This window comes from Paraburkholderia solitsugae, from assembly GCF_013177695.1.
Taxonomy (GTDB): domain Bacteria; phylum Pseudomonadota; class Gammaproteobacteria; order Burkholderiales; family Burkholderiaceae; genus Paraburkholderia; species Paraburkholderia solitsugae.
Window position 1 is genome coordinate 1 of sequence record NZ_WOEY01000070.1, and the last position, 18,212, is coordinate 18,212.

Here is an 18,212-nt window from a genome sequence, read left to right on the forward strand (position 1 = left end):
CCGACGCCGCTGAACGTCACACCGCAGGGCGCGACCTATCAGGCCGGCGCGCCGTTGCTGCTCTACGAAACGCCGCGTGCGCAGCATATCGGCGACGTGCTGACGATCCGCTTGTCGGAGTCGTACAGCGGCAACAATAGCGCGACCGCCGCCGCGAACCGATCGAGCAGCATTACTGCGACCGCCGCCGATCAGTCGACCAACGCCGCCGCGCGGCTCGCGAGGCTGTTCAACATTGGCTCGGCCAGTACTGACTACAAAGGGCAGGGCAGTCTCACCGATATCAGCGGCATGACCGGCACACTGGCCGTGACCGTGATCGGCACAATGTCGACCGGCAATCTGGTGGTGTCGGGCGAGAAGGTGATCGCGATGAGCGGCAACCGCGACCGCTTGCGCCTGTCGGGCATCGTCAATCCGAAGGATATCGAAGCAGGCAACTATGTGGCGTCGAGCAAGGTCGCGAATGCGCGCATCGAGCAGGCGGGCGTGGGCATGGTGTCCGACTCCACCACGATGGGCTGGCTGCAGAGAATGTTTCTGAGCGTGCTGACGTTCTAACGTCGCTGCGGGATAGTCGCGGGGTGCACGCGAGGTGCGCATGAAGGTGCGCGACCTGCCGCGTACGTTCGCTGAAGCGCTACGCGAGCGCCGGCGCGTTGCGTTCCGCTGCGCCGATTTCGCCGTCTGGCACGAACACATAGCCGCGTCCCCAGACGGTTTGCACATAGCGAGGCTCGGACGGATCCACTTCGATCAGCCGCCGCAAGCGCCAGATCGATACGTCGAGGCTGCGATTGCGATGCGCCTCGCTATTGCCGTGCAGTTTCTCCAGCAACTGCGCGCGCGTGAGTACGGTCATCGCGTGCGTGACGAACACCTTGAGCATCGCGAATTCGCTCGAACGCAGCGGGATGCGCTCGCCATCGCGGCACAATTCGCGCGCAGGAAAACTCACCTCGAAACGGCCGAAGCGATAGGGCGCGCGTTGCTCGGGTGCGCTCGGCGCAATCGTGCCGCGACGGCGCAGGACCGTGCGAATCCGCGCGACCAGCTCGCTTGGTTCGAATGGCTTGCCGAGATAGTCGTCGGCGCCGAGTTCGAGGCCGATCACTCGGTCGATCGGATCGGCGCGCGCGGTCAGCAGGATCACGGGAATATCGTCGCCGGCGACGCGCAATGCGCGCAGCGCGCTGATGCCGTCGAGCTCCGGCATCATGATGTCGAGCACGATCAGCGCGGGACGCTCGTCCTGCATTGCGCGCTGTAGCGCCATGCCGTGTTCGAGTGTGGACACCTTGAAGCCTCGTCCCAGCAGATATTCGCTGACGAGCTCGCGTACGACGGGGTCGTCGTCGACGACCAGAATGGATGGGTTCATTCGGGCCATCTTAGTGATCCGCGCGAGCGGCGCAAAGCGCGTAACGCTTTCGAATCCTTTCTCGTGTAAGAGACAGCAAGCAGGCTATGCGCCTAGTTTGCCAGCGACGTCTGGATGGTCTGCATCGGCTGCCGGGCCAGGTCGGTCTGATCGATCACCATCTTGTCGATCAGACCGTTCAGCTTGGTCGATGCGGTAGAGAAGCGGTCGGTGTTGAGGCCGCCGGTCTGATAACGCGCGGTGACGAGAATGCGCCCGTGCTGGATCAGCGTCAGATCGATGATCGACAGATACTGGATCGTTTCGTCGCTGAACGAGCGGCGGCCGTAATCGATCGCGGCGTTGTAGACGAGGCTTGCCTCGCAGCCGCCGGGCGAGGTGCCGGGATTGTAGACATCCGAACGAATGCCGCGCCGGTCGAGCGCCATTTGCAGCGCCGGCACGAAGTCGCCGGCCGACACCGCCTGATTCACTTCGATGCAGACGTTATGCACGTTCGCCGGCCGGCCATTGACGAAGGTCGGCGATGAGTAGTTCGCCGCGATCGCGTAGCCCGCCTGAATCACGGAGCCGGTGGCGTCGGCCGCCGAGATCAGCGTCCACGCGCAGCCGTTCAGACCGAATGCGAGAGTGGCCGAGGCGGCGAGCCGAGCAACAGGCCGCCGCAACATGACCCACGCGGCCCAAGGGGCCCGCGTGAAAGCGTAAGCGCGCAAGCTTGGCGTAGAGGTCATGATGCGGTGCCTGGTGGCGGTGAAGGGTCTTGGCGAATAAAAGGCAGGGCGCTAGCGAATAGCGGCTGATAGCGGCGGCGGAGGGTGGCAAAAAAGACCCACGCTCAGCGCGTGACGCGCAGGCGTAATTCGTTTTGCCCTTGCACGCTTGCCGTGACGTTCACGCGCCGGTCATCGGTGGTGACGATGAAATGCTGACGCGTCGGCGTGTTGACGTCATGCACGACGTTCGGAAAGCAGGCAGCGATATCGGCGCCGAGTTCTTCAAGCGGATCGTTGACGACGCCGTCGGCTTGCCAGTGCGCGCGCCAGTGGCAGTCATAGGCGTGCGTGTTGGCGCGGCAGTCGTCCGCGGGAGACATACCCGGCACTTGTGCGGCGGGTTGCGCGCGCAGCTGCTTGAAGTCGGGTGCGTCGACGATGTGTTTGAGCGCGGGGCAAACGTCCGCCGGCTCATTGGGCTGGGTGGGTTGCGCGGCGTACGCGGCGCTCGTGAGCAGCAGGGCTGCGCCAAGAGCAAGCGCGATGCGCTGGGTCAAAGGATGGGAGCGGTGATCGAATGACATGTGCGGAGAGTCCCGTAGCAGTGAGTGGCGTGGCGGGCCGCGCGTGGTACGGCCAGCACGACTATCGTCGCTGCTACGAGGGTTTTTCAAAGCGTGGAACAGCTTGCCCGCTTCGTAAATGCTTTCGAACTCTTCTCGCGTGTTTCTGGATGTTGCGGTGAGTTGCCTGGCGGCACGGTGGGTTGTCAGAATGTGCGGCGTGTCGGCTGGCGGCGAGTTGCGCTGACGAGTGGCGCGTTGCCTAGCCGAGCGTGAGGCCGCCATCGATATGGATCACCTGCCCGGTGATGTGACGCGCTTCATCGGAGAGCAGGAACGCGATCAGCGCGGCGATATCCGCGGGCTCGGCGACATGACCGAGCGGCGTCGCTTCGGCGGCGCGAGTCCACACCGATGCATTATCGGCACTTGGGCCGCGATCTTTACGGGTGTAGCCGGGCGCCACGCAATTGACCGTCACGCCATGCGGAGCAAGTTCGGCGGCTGCGGTTTTAGCCAGCGATTCGAGTGCCGCTTTTGCCGCTGCCGTAGCGGCGAACGGTGCATCCGCGCGATAGCGATGCGCGACGAACGAACTGAGCGCGACCACGCGGCCCCGCTTGGAGGTTTCCAATGCGGGCGTCGCACGCTTGACGAGCGCGGCGAACGCGGCCGGCATGGCGGCGAAGGCAGCGCTGAATGTATCCGCGTCCAGCGCGTTGAGCGTTTGCCGTTGCGCGTGGCCGGCGTTTGCGACCAGTTGATCGAGCGCACCGAGGCTCGCGAGCGTTTGATGAATCACGTGTTCGGCGGCGCCGCGTTCGGCCAGATCGCCGAACACCGTCGCACAGCGCGCGCCGTTCGCGGTGCAATCGGCGGCGACTTGCGCAAGACGCTGGCGCGCTTCGTCGTCGGCGCCGCGTGCGTGCAGCATCAACGCGGTGCGTGGCGCGGCAATACGCCGGGCCAGTGCCGCGCCGATGCCGGAGCCCGCGCCGGTGATCAGGACGACGCGATCGAGTTCGGCGCCGCTCATACCCGTCGTACTGCTCGCGTCACGTGTACTGCTCATAGCGCTCACGCCACTCATGCGGCGACCGGCTCGGCCGAGCGCTCGACATCAAGCGTGTCGCCATGGAACGCCGCCAGCGATTCGCGATGCGCGACACTGACAATCGCCGCCTTCGGCAGACGCTCGGTGAACACGTGATAGAGACGTGCTTCGTTTTCCGCATCGAGCGCGCTGGTCGCTTCGTCGAGGAACAGATAGTCCGGCTTGTGCAGCAGCACGCGTGCGCCGGCGAGACGCTGTTGTTCGCCCGGCGAGAGAATGCGCGTCCAGTGCCCCGATTCCTTCAGGCGGTCGGCGTATTCCGACAGGTGGCAGGTGACGAGCGCTTCGCGGCATTCGTCGTCGGTGTAGGTGTCCGCGGAAGACGGATAGGTGAGCGCGGCTTTCAGCGTGCCGATCGGCATGTAGCTGACCTGCGGAATGAACATCATGCGCGCGTTGACCGGTGCGTCGATCGAGCCGTCGCCGAACGGCCACAAGCCGGCGAGTGCGCGCATCAGCGTGCTCTTGCCCGAGCCGGACGGGCCACGTACCAGCCAGCGTGAGCCCGGCGTGATCGCGATATCGCGGATGCGCGACAGCGGATTGCCGTTCGGCAGCGAAAGCTGAAGGCCGTCGGTGGTGAGCTTGTCTTCGTCGACAAGATGCAGATTGATGCCGCCATGCGCGGTAGCGGGCGAGACCGATTCCTTCAGCCGTGGCGCGTGCACGACGCGTTTGAATTCACGCAACCGGTTCACCGTCGCGCGCCATTCAACGAGGCTGCCGTAACTATTGATGAACCACGAAAACGAATCGCTGACGGTGCCGAAGGCGCTTGAGATCTGCATCAGAACGCCGAACGTGAAAGCGCCCGCAAAGTATCGGGGCGCGGCGACCACGATCGGAAAGATGATCGCGATCTGACCATAGAAGCTCAGCACGAAGGTGAGCCGCTTGGTGTACTTCATCACTTGCCACCAGTTGTCGCGAATGCGGCCGAACAGCGAATGCGCGTTCGTCTTCTCCGTTTCCATGCCGTTGTAGAAGGCAATCTGCTCGGCGTTTTCACGCAGACGGATCAGGCCAAAACGGAAATCCGCCTCGACTTTCTGCGCCTGGTAGTTGATCGGCACGAGCGGATGGCCGACCTTCTGGATGATCAGCGAGCCGACCACCGCGTAGAGCGCCGCGGCCCACACCATGTAGCCCGGAATCTGCACCGGCATGCCGCCGAGCGTGATGCTCAATGCGCCGGCCAGCGACCACAGGATCGTGATGAACGACACCAGCGTGACGACGGTGGACAACAGGTCGAGCGTGAGCGAGAGCGTGGTGGTGGCGAATGATTGCAGGTCGTCGCTGATCCGCTGGTCGGGGTTGTCGGCGAGCCGGTCGCGTTCGATCCGGTAGAAGGCGCTGTCGTCCAGCCATTCGTTGAGGTAGCGCGTGGTCAGCCATTGGCGCCAGCGGAAGCCGAGCATCTGGCGCAGATAGCGGCCGTACACCGCGAGGATGATGAAGCCGAACGCGAGCCCCGAGAACACCATCAGCAGGTGCGGGAAATCATGGACGTTCTTGGATTGCAGCGCGTTGTAGAAGTCGGCGCTCCAGCGATTCAGGCGCACGTTGATCCACACGACGAGCAGATTCATCACGATGATCGCGATGAGCAGTCCCCACGCCGTTTTTCGTTCTTCGGAAACCCAGTAAGGTTTGATCAGACTCCAGGCGGAGACTTTGTCGTCCGGCGGCAGCGCGGGGCGGGAAGCGGTATTCGTTGTCATGAGCATCCTGATGAAGTGCTGGCCCATCCGGGCTGACCCATGTCGGGCTGGCCCCAGGCGGGCCGGCCCCACGGTAGGTTTACGGTGCGTGCCCCGGGCGTCGTGCCCGACGAACGCCCGCCCGGGTGAGCGACCGATTCTGGCGCGAAGCCCTTAAGTGAAAATTAATTTCCGCTCAGAGGCCTCGTCTCGATGCCGCGGTCGTGCGGGCGGCTAAGCATACCGCCCGCACGACCGCGGCATCCGGTCTTGGCATTGTGCCAGAGCGCCGCATTCGGCCATATTGATGAATTGAATGATGGTGCCGGATCAACTGCGCGCGATTGCATGGGCCGCTGGTTTGCGGGCGTCGCGCCTTTTATGGTCTAATGACCTTCGACGAAACAGGGGTGCTTTGCCCACAGGTTGCGTGATTTTCATGCAGCGGCGGCGAGGCTGAGAGAGACCCTTTGCACCCGATCCGGGTAATACCGGCGCGGGAAGTTTCCGGAAGCAGCCAGTCTTCCATTCCCCGCCGGGCGGCGTCCGTCATTGGACGCGCATGTTGCCCGGCCGGCCTCACCCGCCGGTTTCGTCCTGGGTACGTGCATTTTTTGGCCGTACGGAAAGGACTCGATGACCGCCTATTCTTCAGACATGTGTTTTGCTCTTCGCCACGCTTTCGCCGGTTATGCCGGCGCGCCGTGCTGCTTTAGCCTTGCTTGCCGTTGTGACACGGAGTGGGCGCGATGAATCGTTCTGGTCAACCCGATTTCGCAGTACTTGGCGGCGGGCTGTGCGGGCGCCTCGTCGCGTGGCGCCTCGCCGGTGAAGGGCATCGCGTGGCGCTCTACGAGCGTGGCGATGCCGCGGGCACGCAAGCCGCGGCCTGGGTCGCCGCCGCCATGCTGGCGCCGCTGGCCGAAGCCGCCAGTGCTGAACTGCTGATCGCACGTCTCGGCGCGAGTTCGCTCGACACCTGGCCACAAGTGCTGGCCGAATTGCCCGAACCGGTGTTCTTCCAGCGTAATGGCACGCTGGTCGTATGGCATCACGCCGACCGTACCGAAGCACCGCTGTTCGAACGCCGTGTGCGCTCGAACGCGCCTGCTGAATTGCTCGACGGCGGCTTCGTCAAGCTGGCCGGTGCCCAGCTCGGCGCCGCCGAGCCCGCGTTGGCAGGCCGCTTCAACCAGGGCTGGCTGCTGCCGCGCGAGGGCCAACTGGATAACCGCCAGGTGCTGGCCGCGCTTGCTGCGGGCCTCGCCCAGCGCGGTGTCGAAACACACTGGAACACGCCGGTCGACGATCATGCGCTGCCGCCCGCGCACATCACGATCGACTGCCGGGGTCTGGGCGCGAAGCCGGTGCTGCCCACGCTGCGCGGCATCCGCGGCGAAGTCGCCCGCGTGCATGCGCCGGGTATCAAGCTGACGCGGCCGGTACGCCTGCTGCATCCGCGCTACCCGCTTTATATCGCGCCGAAGCCGAACGATCTCTACGTGATCGGCGCGACAGAGGTGGAAGGCGAGGACATGTCGCCGGTCAGTGTGCGCTCGGCGCTCGAGCTGCTGAGCGCGGCGTTTTCCGTGCATCCCGGCTTCGGCGAGGCACGCATCCTCGAACTGAATTCGCAGTGCCGCCCGACTTTGCCGGACCACCGTCCGGCCTTGCTGTGGGATGGCGCGCAAACGCTGCGCGTGAACGGCCTGTACCGGCACGGCTACATGATCGTGCCCGAAGTCGCCGACGAAGCCGTGCGCTTCGCCGCGGCGCTGCTCGACGGCCGCATCGGCGACGCCGATGCCTTCGCTGACTGGCAAAGTGCCGCGCGTTGGAGCGAGCTGTTTCAACTGGATTCCACGCGGGAGCCGGCATGAGCGTTGCGCGCGTGCTGGTGAGTTAACCGCAGGCAAACAAGCGCGCGTCGAGCCGCTCCCGCCATCGATTGAACCGTATTCGAACACCATGGACATTCATATCAATCAGAAGCCGTTGTCGCTGCCCGAAGGCGCGACTGTTGCCGATGCGCTCGCCGCGTTCGGCGCGCGTCCGCCGTTCGCGGTCGCGTTGAACGGCGATTTCGTCGCACGTACCCAGCATGCGGCGCGCGCGCTGCAGCCGGGCGACAAGCTCGATGTCGTGCAACCCGTGGCCGGCGGCTAAGCCCCGCACCACGCATTGCCGGAGACCAGGACTATGCAAATGACTGCCCCCCAAACCGCCGACGCGCTCACGCTCTACGGCGAAACCTTCGCGAGCCGCGTGCTGCTCGGCACCTCGCGCTATCCGTCGCTGCAATCGCTGTCCGATTCGATCGACGCGGCGCGGCCCGGCATGGTGACCGTCGCGCTGCGCCGGCAGATGAACGAAGGCGGCGCCGAAGCCGGTTTCTTCGATCTGCTCAAGCGCCACGGCGTGCCGCTGTTACCCAATACAGCCGGCTGCCTGACCGTCGGCGAGGCGGTGACGACCGCGCATATGGCGCGTGAAATCTTCGAAACCGATTGGATCAAGCTCGAACTGATCGGCGACGACTACACGTTGCAGCCCGATCCGGTCGGTCTGATCGAAGCAGCTGCACAGCTGATCAAAGACGGCTTCAAAGTGTTGCCGTATTGCACCGAAGATCTGGTGATCGGCCGCCGTCTGCTCGACGCGGGCTGCGAGGCGCTGATGCCGTGGGGCGCGCCGATTGGCACCGGCAAGGGCGTGATCAATCCGTACGGCCTGCGGGTCTTGCGCGAGCGCTTGCCGGATGTGCCGCTGATCGTCGATGCCGGCCTCGGCGTGCCGTCGCACGCGGCGCAAGTGATGGAGTGGGGCTTCGACGGCGTACTGCTGAACACCGCTGTTTCGCAGGCGACGCACCCCGATGCGATGGCGCGCGCCTTCGCGCTGGGCGTCGAAGCGGGCCGCCAGGCTTTTCTGGCGGGGCCGATGGCCGAGCGCGAAAGCGCGCACGCGAGCACGCCGGTGGTCGGCATGCCGTTCTGGCATCAAGACGGGAGCGCCGCATGACGCAAACTTTGCCTTTGACGGGCCGCGACCTCTTCTGGCCGCCCGCCGATGAACTCACCGAAGCCGCCGAGCGGATCCGCGCCCGCCTGGGCGAGTGGCCACCGACTCATGCGCCGTGGCGCATCTGCCTGACCGCGCCGGACGAACCAAATGGCGGGGATCTGATCATCGTCGCCGACGCGCAGCAGCATGGCGAGCAGGTGGCGCGCTGGCAGGTGCAGGGCGCCGGTGTGATCGTCGCCGCCGAGAACATGGCGACGCTCCATCTGGGCGGCGAGAAATACGGTCTGGAAGGTCACCTGGCGGACGACTGGATCCCCGCGCTGGCGGCGTTTCTGGACTGCGGCTTCGATCCGCATGACGCGCTGGTGCTGGCTCTGGCCTGGCGCGACGGCGACGAAACCCGTGCGGACGACGCATTTCCGACCGATATCGCGCACTTCCCGCGCCTCGCCGGCCTGCCGGCCGCGCCGGCGCAAGCATTCGCGCGTTGTCCCGACCGGCTAGGCCTCTATCCGGTGCTGCCGACCGCGGAGTGGGTCGAGCGGGTGGTGGGCTTTGGCGTAAAAACGGTCCAGTTGCGCCGCAAATCGGCCGAACCCGCCGACGAACTGAAGCGCGAAATCGCCCGCTGCGTCGCAGCGGGCCGTGCGCACGATGCCCAGGTTTTCATCAACGATCACTGGCAAGCCGCGCTGGAAGCGGGCGCTTACGGCGTCCACCTTGGCCAGGAGGACGTGCATACCGCCGATCTGTCGGCGCTTGCCACCGCCGGCATCCGGCTCGGTTTGTCGACGCACGGTTTCTACGAGATTCTGAAGGCACTGCACTTCCGGCCAAGCTACATTGCGTTGGGCGCGGTGTTCCCGACGACCACCAAGGTCATGCCGACCGCGCCGCAGGGCCTCAAGCGTCTGGCGCGGTATGTGCGCCTGCTCGACGGCGTGGTGCCGCTGGTGGCGATCGGCGGAATCGATCTGCAGGTGCTGCCGGACGTGCTGGCGACCGGCGTGGGCTGCGCGGCCGTGGTGCGCGCCGTGACCGAGGCCGCCGATCCGGCTGCCGCGGTTTCTGCGTTGCAACATGCGTTTACGCAATAATCGTCAAGTTCAGTAAAGGGACAGGGCACCTCACGGCATCATTTCCATGATGGCCCTATAATTCGGCCTTCCGTGTAAAAGGACTGTCAGTTTCGTGTCTTCCTCCCCCGAGACCTTACTCGAGCTGCGTGACGTCGACTTCGGCTATGGCGACCGGCTCGTCCTGTCGGACCTGAATCTGCGCTTCAAGCGCGGCCAGGTCGTCGCGGTCATGGGCGGCTCGGGTTGCGGCAAAACCACAGTGCTGCGTCTGATCGGCGGCCTGGTGCGCGCGCAGCGCGGCCAGATCCTGTTTCATGGCCAGGATGTCGGCGCGCAAACGCGCGACGGCCTGTACGCGCTGCGCCGCAAGATGGGCATGCTGTTCCAGTTCGGCGCGCTGTTCACCGATATGTCGGTGTTCGAAAACGTCGCCTTCGCGCTGCGCGAGCACACCGACCTCCCCGAAGAACTGATTCGCGACCTCGTGTTGATGAAGCTCAACGCGGTCGGGTTGCGCGGCGCGCGAGATCTCGCGCCGTCGGAGATTTCGGGCGGTATGGCGCGGCGTGTGGCGCTGGCCCGGGCGATTGCGCTCGACCCCGAGCTGATGATGTACGACGAGCCGTTCGCCGGCCTCGATCCGATCTCGCTCGGCATCACCGCGAACCTGATTCGCGCGCTGAATCAGGCACTTGGCGCGACGTCGATCCTCGTCACGCACGACGTGCCGGAATCGTTCGCGATTGCCGATTACGTCTATTTCCTCGCCAACGGTGGGGTGCATGCCGAAGGTACGCCGGCTGAGCTGCGCGCGTCGACCGATCCTACCGTGCGGCAGTTCATCGACGGTGCGCCGGACGGTCCGTTCAAATTCCACTATCCCAGCCAGACGCCGCTCGCGGCGGACTTCGGCATTGGCGGAGGTCAGTCATGATCAGTGCGCTTGGTCGCTCGGTGATCGACGGGCTGGGCACGGCCGGCTACGCCACACGTTTCTTTTTCCGGCTGCTGCTCGAATTTTTCCCGCTCCTGCGCCGACCGCGCCTTGTCACGAAGCAGATCCACTTCGTAGGTAATTATTCGCTGGTCATCATCGCCGTGTCGGGGCTGTTCGTTGGCTTCGTGCTCGGCTTGCAGGGCTATTACACGCTCAACCGTTACGGTTCCGAACAGGCGTTGGGGTTGCTGGTCGCGCTTTCGCTGGTGCGTGAACTCGGGCCGGTAGTCACGGCGCTCCTGTTCGCGGGCCGCGCCGGCACGTCGCTCACGGCCGAAATCGGCTTGATGAAGGCGGGCGAGCAATTGACCGCGATGGAAATGATGGCGGTGGACCCGGTCAAGGTTGTTGTCGCGCCGCGCTTGTGGGCGGGCATTATTTCCATGCCGATTCTGGCCGCGATTTTCAGCGCGGTCGGCGTGTTCGGTGGTTATGTGGTGGGTGTGCTGCTGATCGGCGTCGACGCCGGCGCATTCTGGTCGCAGATGCAAGGCGGCGTCGATGTCTGGCGCGATGTCGGCGCCGGGGTCATCAAGAGCGTGGTGTTCGGCCTCGCGGTGACTTTTGTTGCGCTGTTTCAGGGCTACGAAGCCAAGCCGACGCCGGAAGGCGTGTCGCGCGCCACGACCAAGACGGTCGTGTACGCGTCGCTTGCGGTGCTCGGCCTCGATTTTCTGTTGACCGCACTGATGTTCAGCTAAAACTGCGCTGCACGTTTCCACTCGGCTGGCGCGCCTCGGTTTGCGCGTGACGGGAGCGGGAGCAGCGTGGCGGATTCACTTTGGGATGACGATGAAAAAGACTGTTCTCGACTTCTGGGTCGGCCTGTTCGTGGTGTTGGGTTTCGTGGCGTTGCTGTTTCTCGCGCTGAAGGCCGGCAACATGAGCTCGTTGTCGTTTCAGGCAACGTACCCGATCAAGCTCAAGTTCGACAATATCGGCGGACTGAAGGCCCGCGCACCGGTGAAGAGCGCGGGCGTGACGGTCGGCCGGGTTGCCTCGATCGGCTTTGACAGCAATGCGTATCAGGCTGTCGTCACCATCGATATCGACAAGCAATACCCGTTTCCGAAAGACACGTCGGCCAAGATCCTGACCTCGGGTCTGTTGGGCGAGCAATACATCGGGCTCGAACCCGGTGGCGATAGCGAGATGCTTAAAGCGGGTGACACGATCTCAATGACACAATCGGCGATCGTGCTGGAAAACCTGATCGGACAATTCCTGTATAGCAAGGCCGCGGACTCGGGCGCATCCAAGTCGGGCGCGGGTTCGGCCACACCTGGGACCGCCCCTGCCACGGCGCCCGCGTCGGCGGCGCCGACTCCGCCCGTCTCTGGCGCGGCCGGTCAATAAGGAGAATAAAAATGCAGACCCTACGCAAACGAGGCGTGCGCACCGTCCAGATGGCGACGTTCGCGCTCGCGACCGCTACGCTCGTCGGCTGCACGACCGTGCAGACGCCGACCAAGGGCGATCCGCTCGAGGGCTTGAACCGCACGATCTTCACCGTCAACGACAAGCTCGACCAGTACGCGCTGAAGCCGGTCGCGAAAGGCTATGTCTGGGCGACGCCGCAACCGGTCCGCGACAGCGTCACTAACTTCTTCTCGAACATCGGCGACGTCTACATCGCGGCGAACAACTTGCTGCAGTTGAAGATCACCGATGGCGTCGAAGACATCATGCGGATCGTGATCAACACGACGTTCGGTGTCGGCGGTCTGTTCGACGTGGCCACGCTCGCCAAGCTGCCCAAGCACGACAATGACCTCGGCCTTACGCTCGGTCACTACGGCGTGCCGGCGGGTCCGTACCTCGTACTGCCGCTGTTCGGGCCGAGCACGGTGCGCGACGCGGTTGGCTCGATCGGCAATTACTATGTGAATCCGCTCAGCTACATTCATCCGGATGGTCTGAGCTGGGCGCTGTACGGCCTGAACGTGATCAATACGCGCGCGAATCTGTTGGGCGCGAGCGACGTGCTGGAAGGCGCCGCGCTGGATAAGTACTCGTTCGTGCGGAACGCGTATCTGCAACGCCGCCAGTATTTGCTGTCGGATGGCAAGCAGGCGCAGTCATTGCCGAACTACGGCGAAGAAGCACCGCTGCCGAAGTACGAAGACGTCGAAGGCGGCGCGGCTGCTGTGCCGGCAGGCGCGGCAGGCACGCAGGGTGCTACCGGCAAGGCAGCGTCCGGTACGGCCGCCGCAACGCCGCCGCAAGCTGCTTCGGCCGCGGGCGCCACCGCGGGTGCAACCGCGGGTGCAACCGGCACGGCGGAGGCCCCTGAGGCCGCCTCCGGCAGCTCCGTTTCGCCGCCGCTCGACCTGAACGGTGGCCCGGAAACCACGCAGATTCCGGCCGGCCAACTGGTCCCGCCGACGCGTTTCAACTTCCCGTCATTCAAATTGCGTTGATCGTGCAGCCGTAACAGATCGATACGACTCTCGCAGTTTGCGCATGGATTGCCGCTGAACTCGCGTGTTAATGTCGGCTCAAACGGTTGCACTATTTTTAAGGCAAGGCTCGATATGAAAAAATTCTTCCTGATTCCGTTGTTTGCTGCGTTGTTCTCTTTCGCCAGTGCCGGTGTATCGGCACAAACGGTCGACTCCAGTTCACCGGACGGCCTGGTCAAGACCGTCACCCAGCAGGTGATCGATGCGATCCGCGCCGACAAGTCGATCCAGCAAGGCGACATCACCCACATCACCCAGCTCGTCAACGAAAAGATCCTGCCGTACACCGATTTCCGCCGCACCACGCAACTGGCGATGGGCCGCAACTGGCGTACCGCTACGCCTGAGCAACAAAACGCCGTGGTCGAGCAGTTCAAGATGCTGCTGATCCGCACGTACTCGGGTGCGCTCGCGCAAGTGCGCGATCAGCAGATCCAGTACAAGCCGTTCCGCATGAGCCCGGACGACACCGACACGGTGGTGCGCTCCGTGGTGATGAACAACGGCTCGCCGATCGAACTCGACTACCGTCTGTACAAGACGCCGAACGGCTGGCGCGTATATGACATCAACGTGCTCGGCGCGTGGCTGATCCAGGCGTATCAGCAACAGTTCAACGAGCAGATCCAGCAGAAGGGCGTGGACGGACTGATCCAGTTCCTCACGCAGCGCAATCAGCAACTGGCTGCGGGCAAGCAGTCGTGAGCGAAGTGCTGAACGCCGTCGCAAGCCGCTTCGAAAGCGGCGCGACGCTGACCCACGAAAGCGCGAAAGCCGCGTTCGAGGCGGGTTTGCAGCGCATCGCCGCGGGCGCGACCGGCGTGGATTGCGCGCCGCTCGTGCATTTCGATTCGACCGCGCTTGCCGTCCTGCTCGCATGGGAGCGTGCCGCCCAGGCACGCGGCGTCGTGTTCGAGATCGTGAACCTGCCGGCTGGTCTTGCCAGCCTCGCACAAGCCTACGGCGTCGACACCCTCTTATCGACGCGACATTGACGCTCCCATAGCGTCACTTCCAATCGCCCCGGCTGAGCCGGGGCTGCCGATTTTTGCCCTATAATCAAACGTTTTTCGGGGCTCATAACCGGCCCCAATTTCGTCCCTTCCAGCATTTTTGCGCCCCCTCAGGGCTCCTTTAGGCGCCGCGACGCACGCGGCCCATAGTCATGTCAGCCATAGAAATTCGTAACGTCAAGAAGCGCTACAAGGACTTGCAGGCGCTCAAGGGCGTCAGCCTCACGGTGGAAGAAGGCGAGTTCTTCGGACTGCTCGGTCCGAACGGCGCGGGCAAGACGACGCTCATCAGCATCCTTGCCGGTCTCGCGCGCGCCGATGAAGGCAGCATCGCGGTGCGCGGGCATGACGTAGTCAGCGATTTCCGCGACGCGCGCCGCGCGCTCGGCGTCGTGCCGCAGGAACTCGTGTTCGATCCGTTCTTCACTGTGCGCGAAACGTTGCGGATCCAGTCCGGCTACTACGGTCTGCGCAACAACGACGCGTGGATCGACGAGATCATGGCCAATCTCGACCTTACCGATAAAGCCGATGCCAACATGCGCGCGCTGTCGGGCGGCATGAAGCGCCGCGTGCTGGTGGCGCAGGCGCTGGTGCACCGGCCGCCGGTGATCGTGCTGGACGAGCCGACCGCGGGCGTCGACGTCGAGCTGCGTCAAACCTTGTGGAAATTCATCTCGCGCCTGAATCGCGAGGGTCACACGATCGTGTTGACCACGCACTATCTGGAAGAAGCCGAATCGCTGTGCGACCGCATCGCGATGTTGCGGCGCGGTGAGGTTGTCGCGCTCGAGCGCACCAGCACGCTGCTGCAGCGCTTTGCCGGCATGCAGTTGTTCCTCCGCTTTACAGAAGGCGTGTTGCCGGCCGAGTTGCGTCCCCTCGAAGTGGAAAGCGGCACGGGTAGCGGCAATGGCCGTCAGCATCTGCTGCGTCTGGCGAGCTATGACGATGTCGAGCGGATTCTCGCGCAGTGCCGCGCAGCGGGCTGTACATTCGAAGAAATCGAGGTCCGCAAAGCTGACCTCGAAGATGTGTTCGTTCAGGTGATGAACGGTCCGGAAGTGATCGAGGGGCTTGCATGAGCGGCTTTCGCACGCTGTTTTACAAGGAAATCCTGCGTTTCTGGAAGGTCGCGTTCCAGACCGTGCTGGCGCCGGTTATCACTGCGCTGCTGTATCTGACGATTTTCGGCCACGCGTTGCGCGGTCACGTTCAGGTCTATCCGGGCGTCGAGTACACGAGCTTCCTGATCCCAGGCCTCGTGATGATGAGCGTGTTGCAGAACGCATTTGCGAATAGCTCGTCCTCGCTGATCCAGTCAAAGATCACCGGCAACCTGGTGTTCGTGCTGCTGCCGCCGCTCTCGCACTACGAGATGTTCGGCGCGTATGTGCTCGCCGCCGTGGCCCGGGGGCTGGCCGTCGGCTTCGGCGTGTTTATCGTGACGATCTGGTTCGTGCCGGTCAGCTTCAGCGCGCCGTTTTACATCATCGCGTTCGCGATTTTCGGCGCGGCGATCCTCGGTACGCTCGGTTTGATCGCCGGCATCTGGGCCGAAAAGTTCGACCAACTTGCCGCATTTCAAAACTTTCTGATTATGCCGCTCACGTTCCTCTCGGGCGTGTTCTACTCGACGCATACGCTGCCACCGGTGTGGCGCGAAGTGTCGCGGCTCAATCCCTTTTTCTACATGATCGACGGCTTTCGCTACGGTTTCTTCGGGATGTCGGATATCAATCCGCTCGTGAGCCTGGCGATCGTTGCCGGTTTCTTTGTGGTGCTGGCCGTGGTGGCGATGCGCATGCTCGCCTCCGGCTACAAACTGCGCCACTGATCAGGAGCTTCTCTCATGTTGCCGACTCCCGAACAGGTCAAGCAATACATCGCGGCTGGACTCGCTTGCCAGCATCTCGAAGTCGAGGGCGACGGTCAGCATTTCTTCGCGACCATCGTTTCGCCGAGCTTCGAAGGCAAGCGTCTGATTCAGCGCCATCAACTCGTGTACGCGGCGCTCGGCGACCGCATGCGCGAAGAAATCCACGCGCTCAGCATGAAGACGCTGACGCCCGCCGAATGGCAGAACGCGTAATCTGGAACTTTAGTGCGAATTACTCAAGAAGGGCGCGACGCGGGTAGCGGCGCGTCGAACACAGTCAAAGCGGGCCCGGCTGAAGTCCGGGTCAATCAGGAAGTGACAGGCATGGATAAACTCGTCATTGAAGGTGGCTACCCGCTGTCGGGTGAAGTCGTCGTCTCAGGTGCGAAGAACGCGGCGCTGCCGATCCTGTGCGCGGGTCTGCTCAGCGCGGAGTCGGTGCATCTGGACAACGTGCCCGACTTGCAGGACGTGCGCACGATGCTGAAGCTGCTCGGCCAGATGGGCGTGCGCATCGAGAGCGGTGAGGGGCGCGTGTCGCTGGATGCGTCGAAGGTCGATAACCTCGTCGCACCGTACGAAATGGTGAAAACCATGCGTGCGTCGATCCTCGTGCTCGGCCCGCTGGTCGCGCGCTTCGGTCACGCCAAGGTGTCGCTGCCGGGTGGCTGCGCCATCGGCGCGCGTCCGGTGGATCAGCACATCAAAGGTCTGCAGGCCATGGGCGCCGAGATCACGATCGAGCACGGCTTCATCGAAGCGCGTGCGAAGCGTCTGAAGGGCGCGCGGATCGTGACCGACATGATCACCGTGACTGGCACTGAAAACCTGCTGATGGCGGCGGTGCTGGCTGAGGGCGAGACGGTCATCGAGAATGCCGCGCGTGAGCCGGAAGTCGGCGACCTCGCGCATCTGCTGGTCTCGATGGGCGCAAAGATCGAAGGCATCGGCACGGATCGCCTGGTGATCCAGGGCGTCGACTCGCTGCATGGCGCAAAGCACACGGTGATTCCGGATCGTATCGAAGCCGGTACGTTTCTGTGCGCGGTCGCTGCTGCCGGCGGCGATGTCACATTGCGCCGCGTGCGTCCGCTGATCCTTGAAGCCGTCACCGAAAAGCTGCGTGAAGCCGGCGTCACGATCGAAGAAGGCGACGACTGGATGCGCGTGCGCATGGACAAGCGTCCGAGCGCGGTGAGCTTCCGCACGTCCGAATACCCGGCGTTCCCGACCGACATGCAGGCGCAGTTCATGGCGCTCAACACGATCGCGGACGGCACCTCGCAAGCTGTCGAGACGATCTTCGAGAACCGCTTCATGCACGTGCAGGAATTGAACCGCCTCGGCGCGAGCATCACGATCGACGGCAACACCGCGCTCGTGACCGGCGTCGAGAAGCTGTCCGGCGCGAAGGTGATGGCAACCGACCTGCGTGCTTCGGCGAGCCTCGTGATCGCCGCGCTGCGTGCCGAAGGCGAAACGCTGATCGACCGTATCTATCACCTGGATCGGGGTTACGACCGGATGGAAACCAAGCTCAACGCCATCGGCGCCAAGGTGCGCCGTATCTCGGGGAGCCAGGCATGAGTTCGATGCCGCAAACGTCGTCTTCGCCGGCCGCGGGCGCGCCGCTTACGCTGGCTTTGTCGAAAGGGCGTATCTTCGAAGAGACGCTGCCGCTGCTCGCCGCAGCCGGCATTGAAGTCGCCGAAGATCCGGAAACCTCGCGCAAGCTGATCCTGCCCACTACGGATGCGAACTTGCGCGTGATCATCGTGCGCGCCACCGACGTGCCGACCTACGTCGAATACGGCGCAGCCGACTTCGGCGTGGCCGGCAAAGACGTCTTGCTCGAACACGGTGGCAGCGGGCTGTATCAGCCGGTCGATCTGGACATTGCGCGCTGCCGCATGTCGGTCGCGGTGGCCGCCGGCTTCGACTACGCGAATGCGGTGCGTCAAGGGGCACGTCTGCGCGTGGCGACCAAGTATGTGGAAACGGCACGTGAGCATTTTGCCGCCAAGGGTGTGCACGTCGACCTGATCAAGCTGTACGGTTCGATGGAACTGGCGCCGCTGGTCGGCCTTGCTGACGCGATCGTCGACCTGGTCAGCTCGGGCAATACCTTGCGCGCCAACAATCTTGTCGAGGTGGAAGAGATCATGCAGATTTCGTCGCGCCTCGTTGTGAACCAGGCGGCGCTGAAACTCAAGCGCGCTGCGCTGCGGCCGATCCTCGACGCGTTTGAACGCGCGTCGAAGGCCGGTGCTGCGGCCTGAAA

The 18,212-nt window shown here is 63.9% G+C and carries 21 protein-coding genes and 1 riboswitch; of the genes, 16 read left to right on the top strand and 5 right to left on the bottom strand.

Translation table 11 applies throughout. The annotated features are described in order from the left end of the window. The coding region (locus GNZ12_RS18000) for a flagellar basal body L-ring protein FlgH (RefSeq protein ID WP_172312120.1) at positions 1 to 561 on the top strand (561 nt) is incomplete at its 5' end. 79 nt (positions 562 to 640) lie between these two features. Here GNZ12_RS18000 and GNZ12_RS18005 read toward each other — a convergent pair. The 5 genes from GNZ12_RS18005 to GNZ12_RS18025 form a co-directional block, all read right to left on the bottom strand. Next, positions 641 to 1,381: a response regulator gene (locus GNZ12_RS18005; RefSeq protein WP_172312122.1), complete on the bottom strand. Its 741-nt coding sequence runs from the start codon at positions 1,379 to 1,381 to the stop codon at positions 641 to 643. A 92-nt stretch (positions 1,382 to 1,473) separates the two neighbouring features. After that, positions 1,474 to 2,115, bottom strand: a complete 642-nt coding sequence (locus tag GNZ12_RS18010) for a hypothetical protein (protein WP_172312124.1) — start codon at positions 2,113 to 2,115, stop codon at positions 1,474 to 1,476. A 104-nt stretch (positions 2,116 to 2,219) separates the two neighbouring features. Next, positions 2,220 to 2,681 (bottom strand): hypothetical protein, encoded by a 462-nt coding sequence (locus GNZ12_RS18015; protein WP_172312126.1) that lies wholly within the window; start codon positions 2,679 to 2,681, stop codon positions 2,220 to 2,222. A 241-nt stretch (positions 2,682 to 2,922) separates the two neighbouring features. Next, entirely contained in the window at positions 2,923 to 3,696 is a 774-nt protein-coding gene (locus tag GNZ12_RS18020) for an SDR family NAD(P)-dependent oxidoreductase (RefSeq protein WP_172312262.1), read from the bottom strand. Positions 3,697 to 3,746: 50 nt separating this feature from the next. Then, positions 3,747 to 5,498, bottom strand: a complete 1,752-nt coding sequence (locus tag GNZ12_RS18025; RefSeq protein WP_172312128.1) for an ABC transporter ATP-binding protein/permease — start codon at positions 5,496 to 5,498, stop codon at positions 3,747 to 3,749. Positions 5,499 to 5,873: 375 nt separating this feature from the next. Further along, a riboswitch (TPP riboswitch) is annotated at positions 5,874 to 5,997 on the top strand. Positions 5,998 to 6,226: 229 nt separating this feature from the next. Between GNZ12_RS18025 and GNZ12_RS18030 the strand changes: the two genes are divergently transcribed. The 15 genes from GNZ12_RS18030 (at position 6,227) to hisG (ending at position 18,210) form a co-directional block, all read left to right on the top strand. Then, positions 6,227 to 7,357, top strand: a complete 1,131-nt coding sequence (locus GNZ12_RS18030; protein ID WP_172312130.1) for an FAD-dependent oxidoreductase — start codon at positions 6,227 to 6,229, stop codon at positions 7,355 to 7,357. An 88-nt stretch (positions 7,358 to 7,445) separates the two neighbouring features. Continuing rightward, positions 7,446 to 7,643, top strand: coding sequence for a sulfur carrier protein ThiS (gene thiS, locus GNZ12_RS18035; RefSeq protein ID WP_028199627.1), 198 nt, complete (start codon positions 7,446 to 7,448; stop codon positions 7,641 to 7,643). Between the two features lie 39 nt (positions 7,644 to 7,682). Further along, a complete protein-coding gene (locus GNZ12_RS18040; RefSeq protein WP_172312132.1) occupies positions 7,683 to 8,498 on the top strand; it encodes a thiazole synthase in 816 nt (271 codons plus the stop codon). Continuing rightward, entirely contained in the window at positions 8,495 to 9,598 is a 1,104-nt protein-coding gene (gene thiE, locus GNZ12_RS18045) for a thiamine phosphate synthase (protein WP_172312134.1), read from the top strand. The genes GNZ12_RS18040 and thiE overlap by 4 nt, the downstream gene beginning before the upstream one ends. A 94-nt stretch (positions 9,599 to 9,692) precedes the next feature. After that, a complete protein-coding gene (locus GNZ12_RS18050) occupies positions 9,693 to 10,514 on the top strand; it encodes an ABC transporter ATP-binding protein (protein WP_172312136.1) in 822 nt (273 codons plus the stop codon). Further along, a complete protein-coding gene (mlaE, locus tag GNZ12_RS18055; protein ID WP_172312138.1) occupies positions 10,511 to 11,278 on the top strand; it encodes a lipid asymmetry maintenance ABC transporter permease subunit MlaE in 768 nt (255 codons plus the stop codon). Before GNZ12_RS18050 ends, mlaE begins: the two co-directional genes overlap by 4 nt. 91 nt (positions 11,279 to 11,369) lie before the next feature. Further along, complete coding sequence (mlaD, locus tag GNZ12_RS18060) at positions 11,370 to 11,933, top strand: outer membrane lipid asymmetry maintenance protein MlaD (protein WP_172312140.1); 564 nt, start codon at positions 11,370 to 11,372, stop codon at positions 11,931 to 11,933. Between the two features lie 11 nt (positions 11,934 to 11,944). After that, on the top strand, positions 11,945 to 12,997 hold the full coding sequence (locus tag GNZ12_RS18065) for an MlaA family lipoprotein (protein WP_172312142.1): 1,053 nt from the start codon (positions 11,945 to 11,947) through the stop codon (positions 12,995 to 12,997). A 114-nt stretch (positions 12,998 to 13,111) separates the two neighbouring features. Further along, the gene (locus tag GNZ12_RS18070) at positions 13,112 to 13,744 is read left to right on the top strand and encodes an MlaC/ttg2D family ABC transporter substrate-binding protein (protein ID WP_172312144.1); all 633 of its coding nucleotides are present in this window, start codon (positions 13,112 to 13,114) and stop codon (positions 13,742 to 13,744) included. Then, on the top strand, positions 13,741 to 14,034 hold the full coding sequence (locus GNZ12_RS18075) for an STAS domain-containing protein (RefSeq protein WP_074282032.1): 294 nt from the start codon (positions 13,741 to 13,743) through the stop codon (positions 14,032 to 14,034). The genes GNZ12_RS18070 and GNZ12_RS18075 overlap by 4 nt, the downstream gene beginning before the upstream one ends. A 170-nt stretch (positions 14,035 to 14,204) precedes the next feature. After that, the gene (locus GNZ12_RS18080) at positions 14,205 to 15,137 is read left to right on the top strand and encodes an ABC transporter ATP-binding protein (protein ID WP_172312146.1); all 933 of its coding nucleotides are present in this window, start codon (positions 14,205 to 14,207) and stop codon (positions 15,135 to 15,137) included. Then, positions 15,134 to 15,889: an ABC transporter permease gene (locus tag GNZ12_RS18085; protein ID WP_172312148.1), complete on the top strand. Its 756-nt coding sequence runs from the start codon at positions 15,134 to 15,136 to the stop codon at positions 15,887 to 15,889. The genes GNZ12_RS18080 and GNZ12_RS18085 overlap by 4 nt, the downstream gene beginning before the upstream one ends. Positions 15,890 to 15,904: 15 nt before the next feature. Then, the gene (locus tag GNZ12_RS18090) at positions 15,905 to 16,144 is read left to right on the top strand and encodes a BolA family protein (protein ID WP_006052280.1); all 240 of its coding nucleotides are present in this window, start codon (positions 15,905 to 15,907) and stop codon (positions 16,142 to 16,144) included. 18 nt (positions 16,145 to 16,162) lie between these two features. Next, a complete protein-coding gene (gene murA / locus GNZ12_RS18095; protein ID WP_407947708.1) occupies positions 16,163 to 17,518 on the top strand; it encodes a UDP-N-acetylglucosamine 1-carboxyvinyltransferase in 1,356 nt (451 codons plus the stop codon). Then, entirely contained in the window at positions 17,515 to 18,210 is a 696-nt protein-coding gene (gene hisG, locus GNZ12_RS18100; protein WP_172312150.1) for an ATP phosphoribosyltransferase, read from the top strand. Before murA ends, hisG begins: the two co-directional genes overlap by 4 nt. The last annotated feature ends 2 nt before the right edge of the window (positions 18,211 to 18,212 follow it).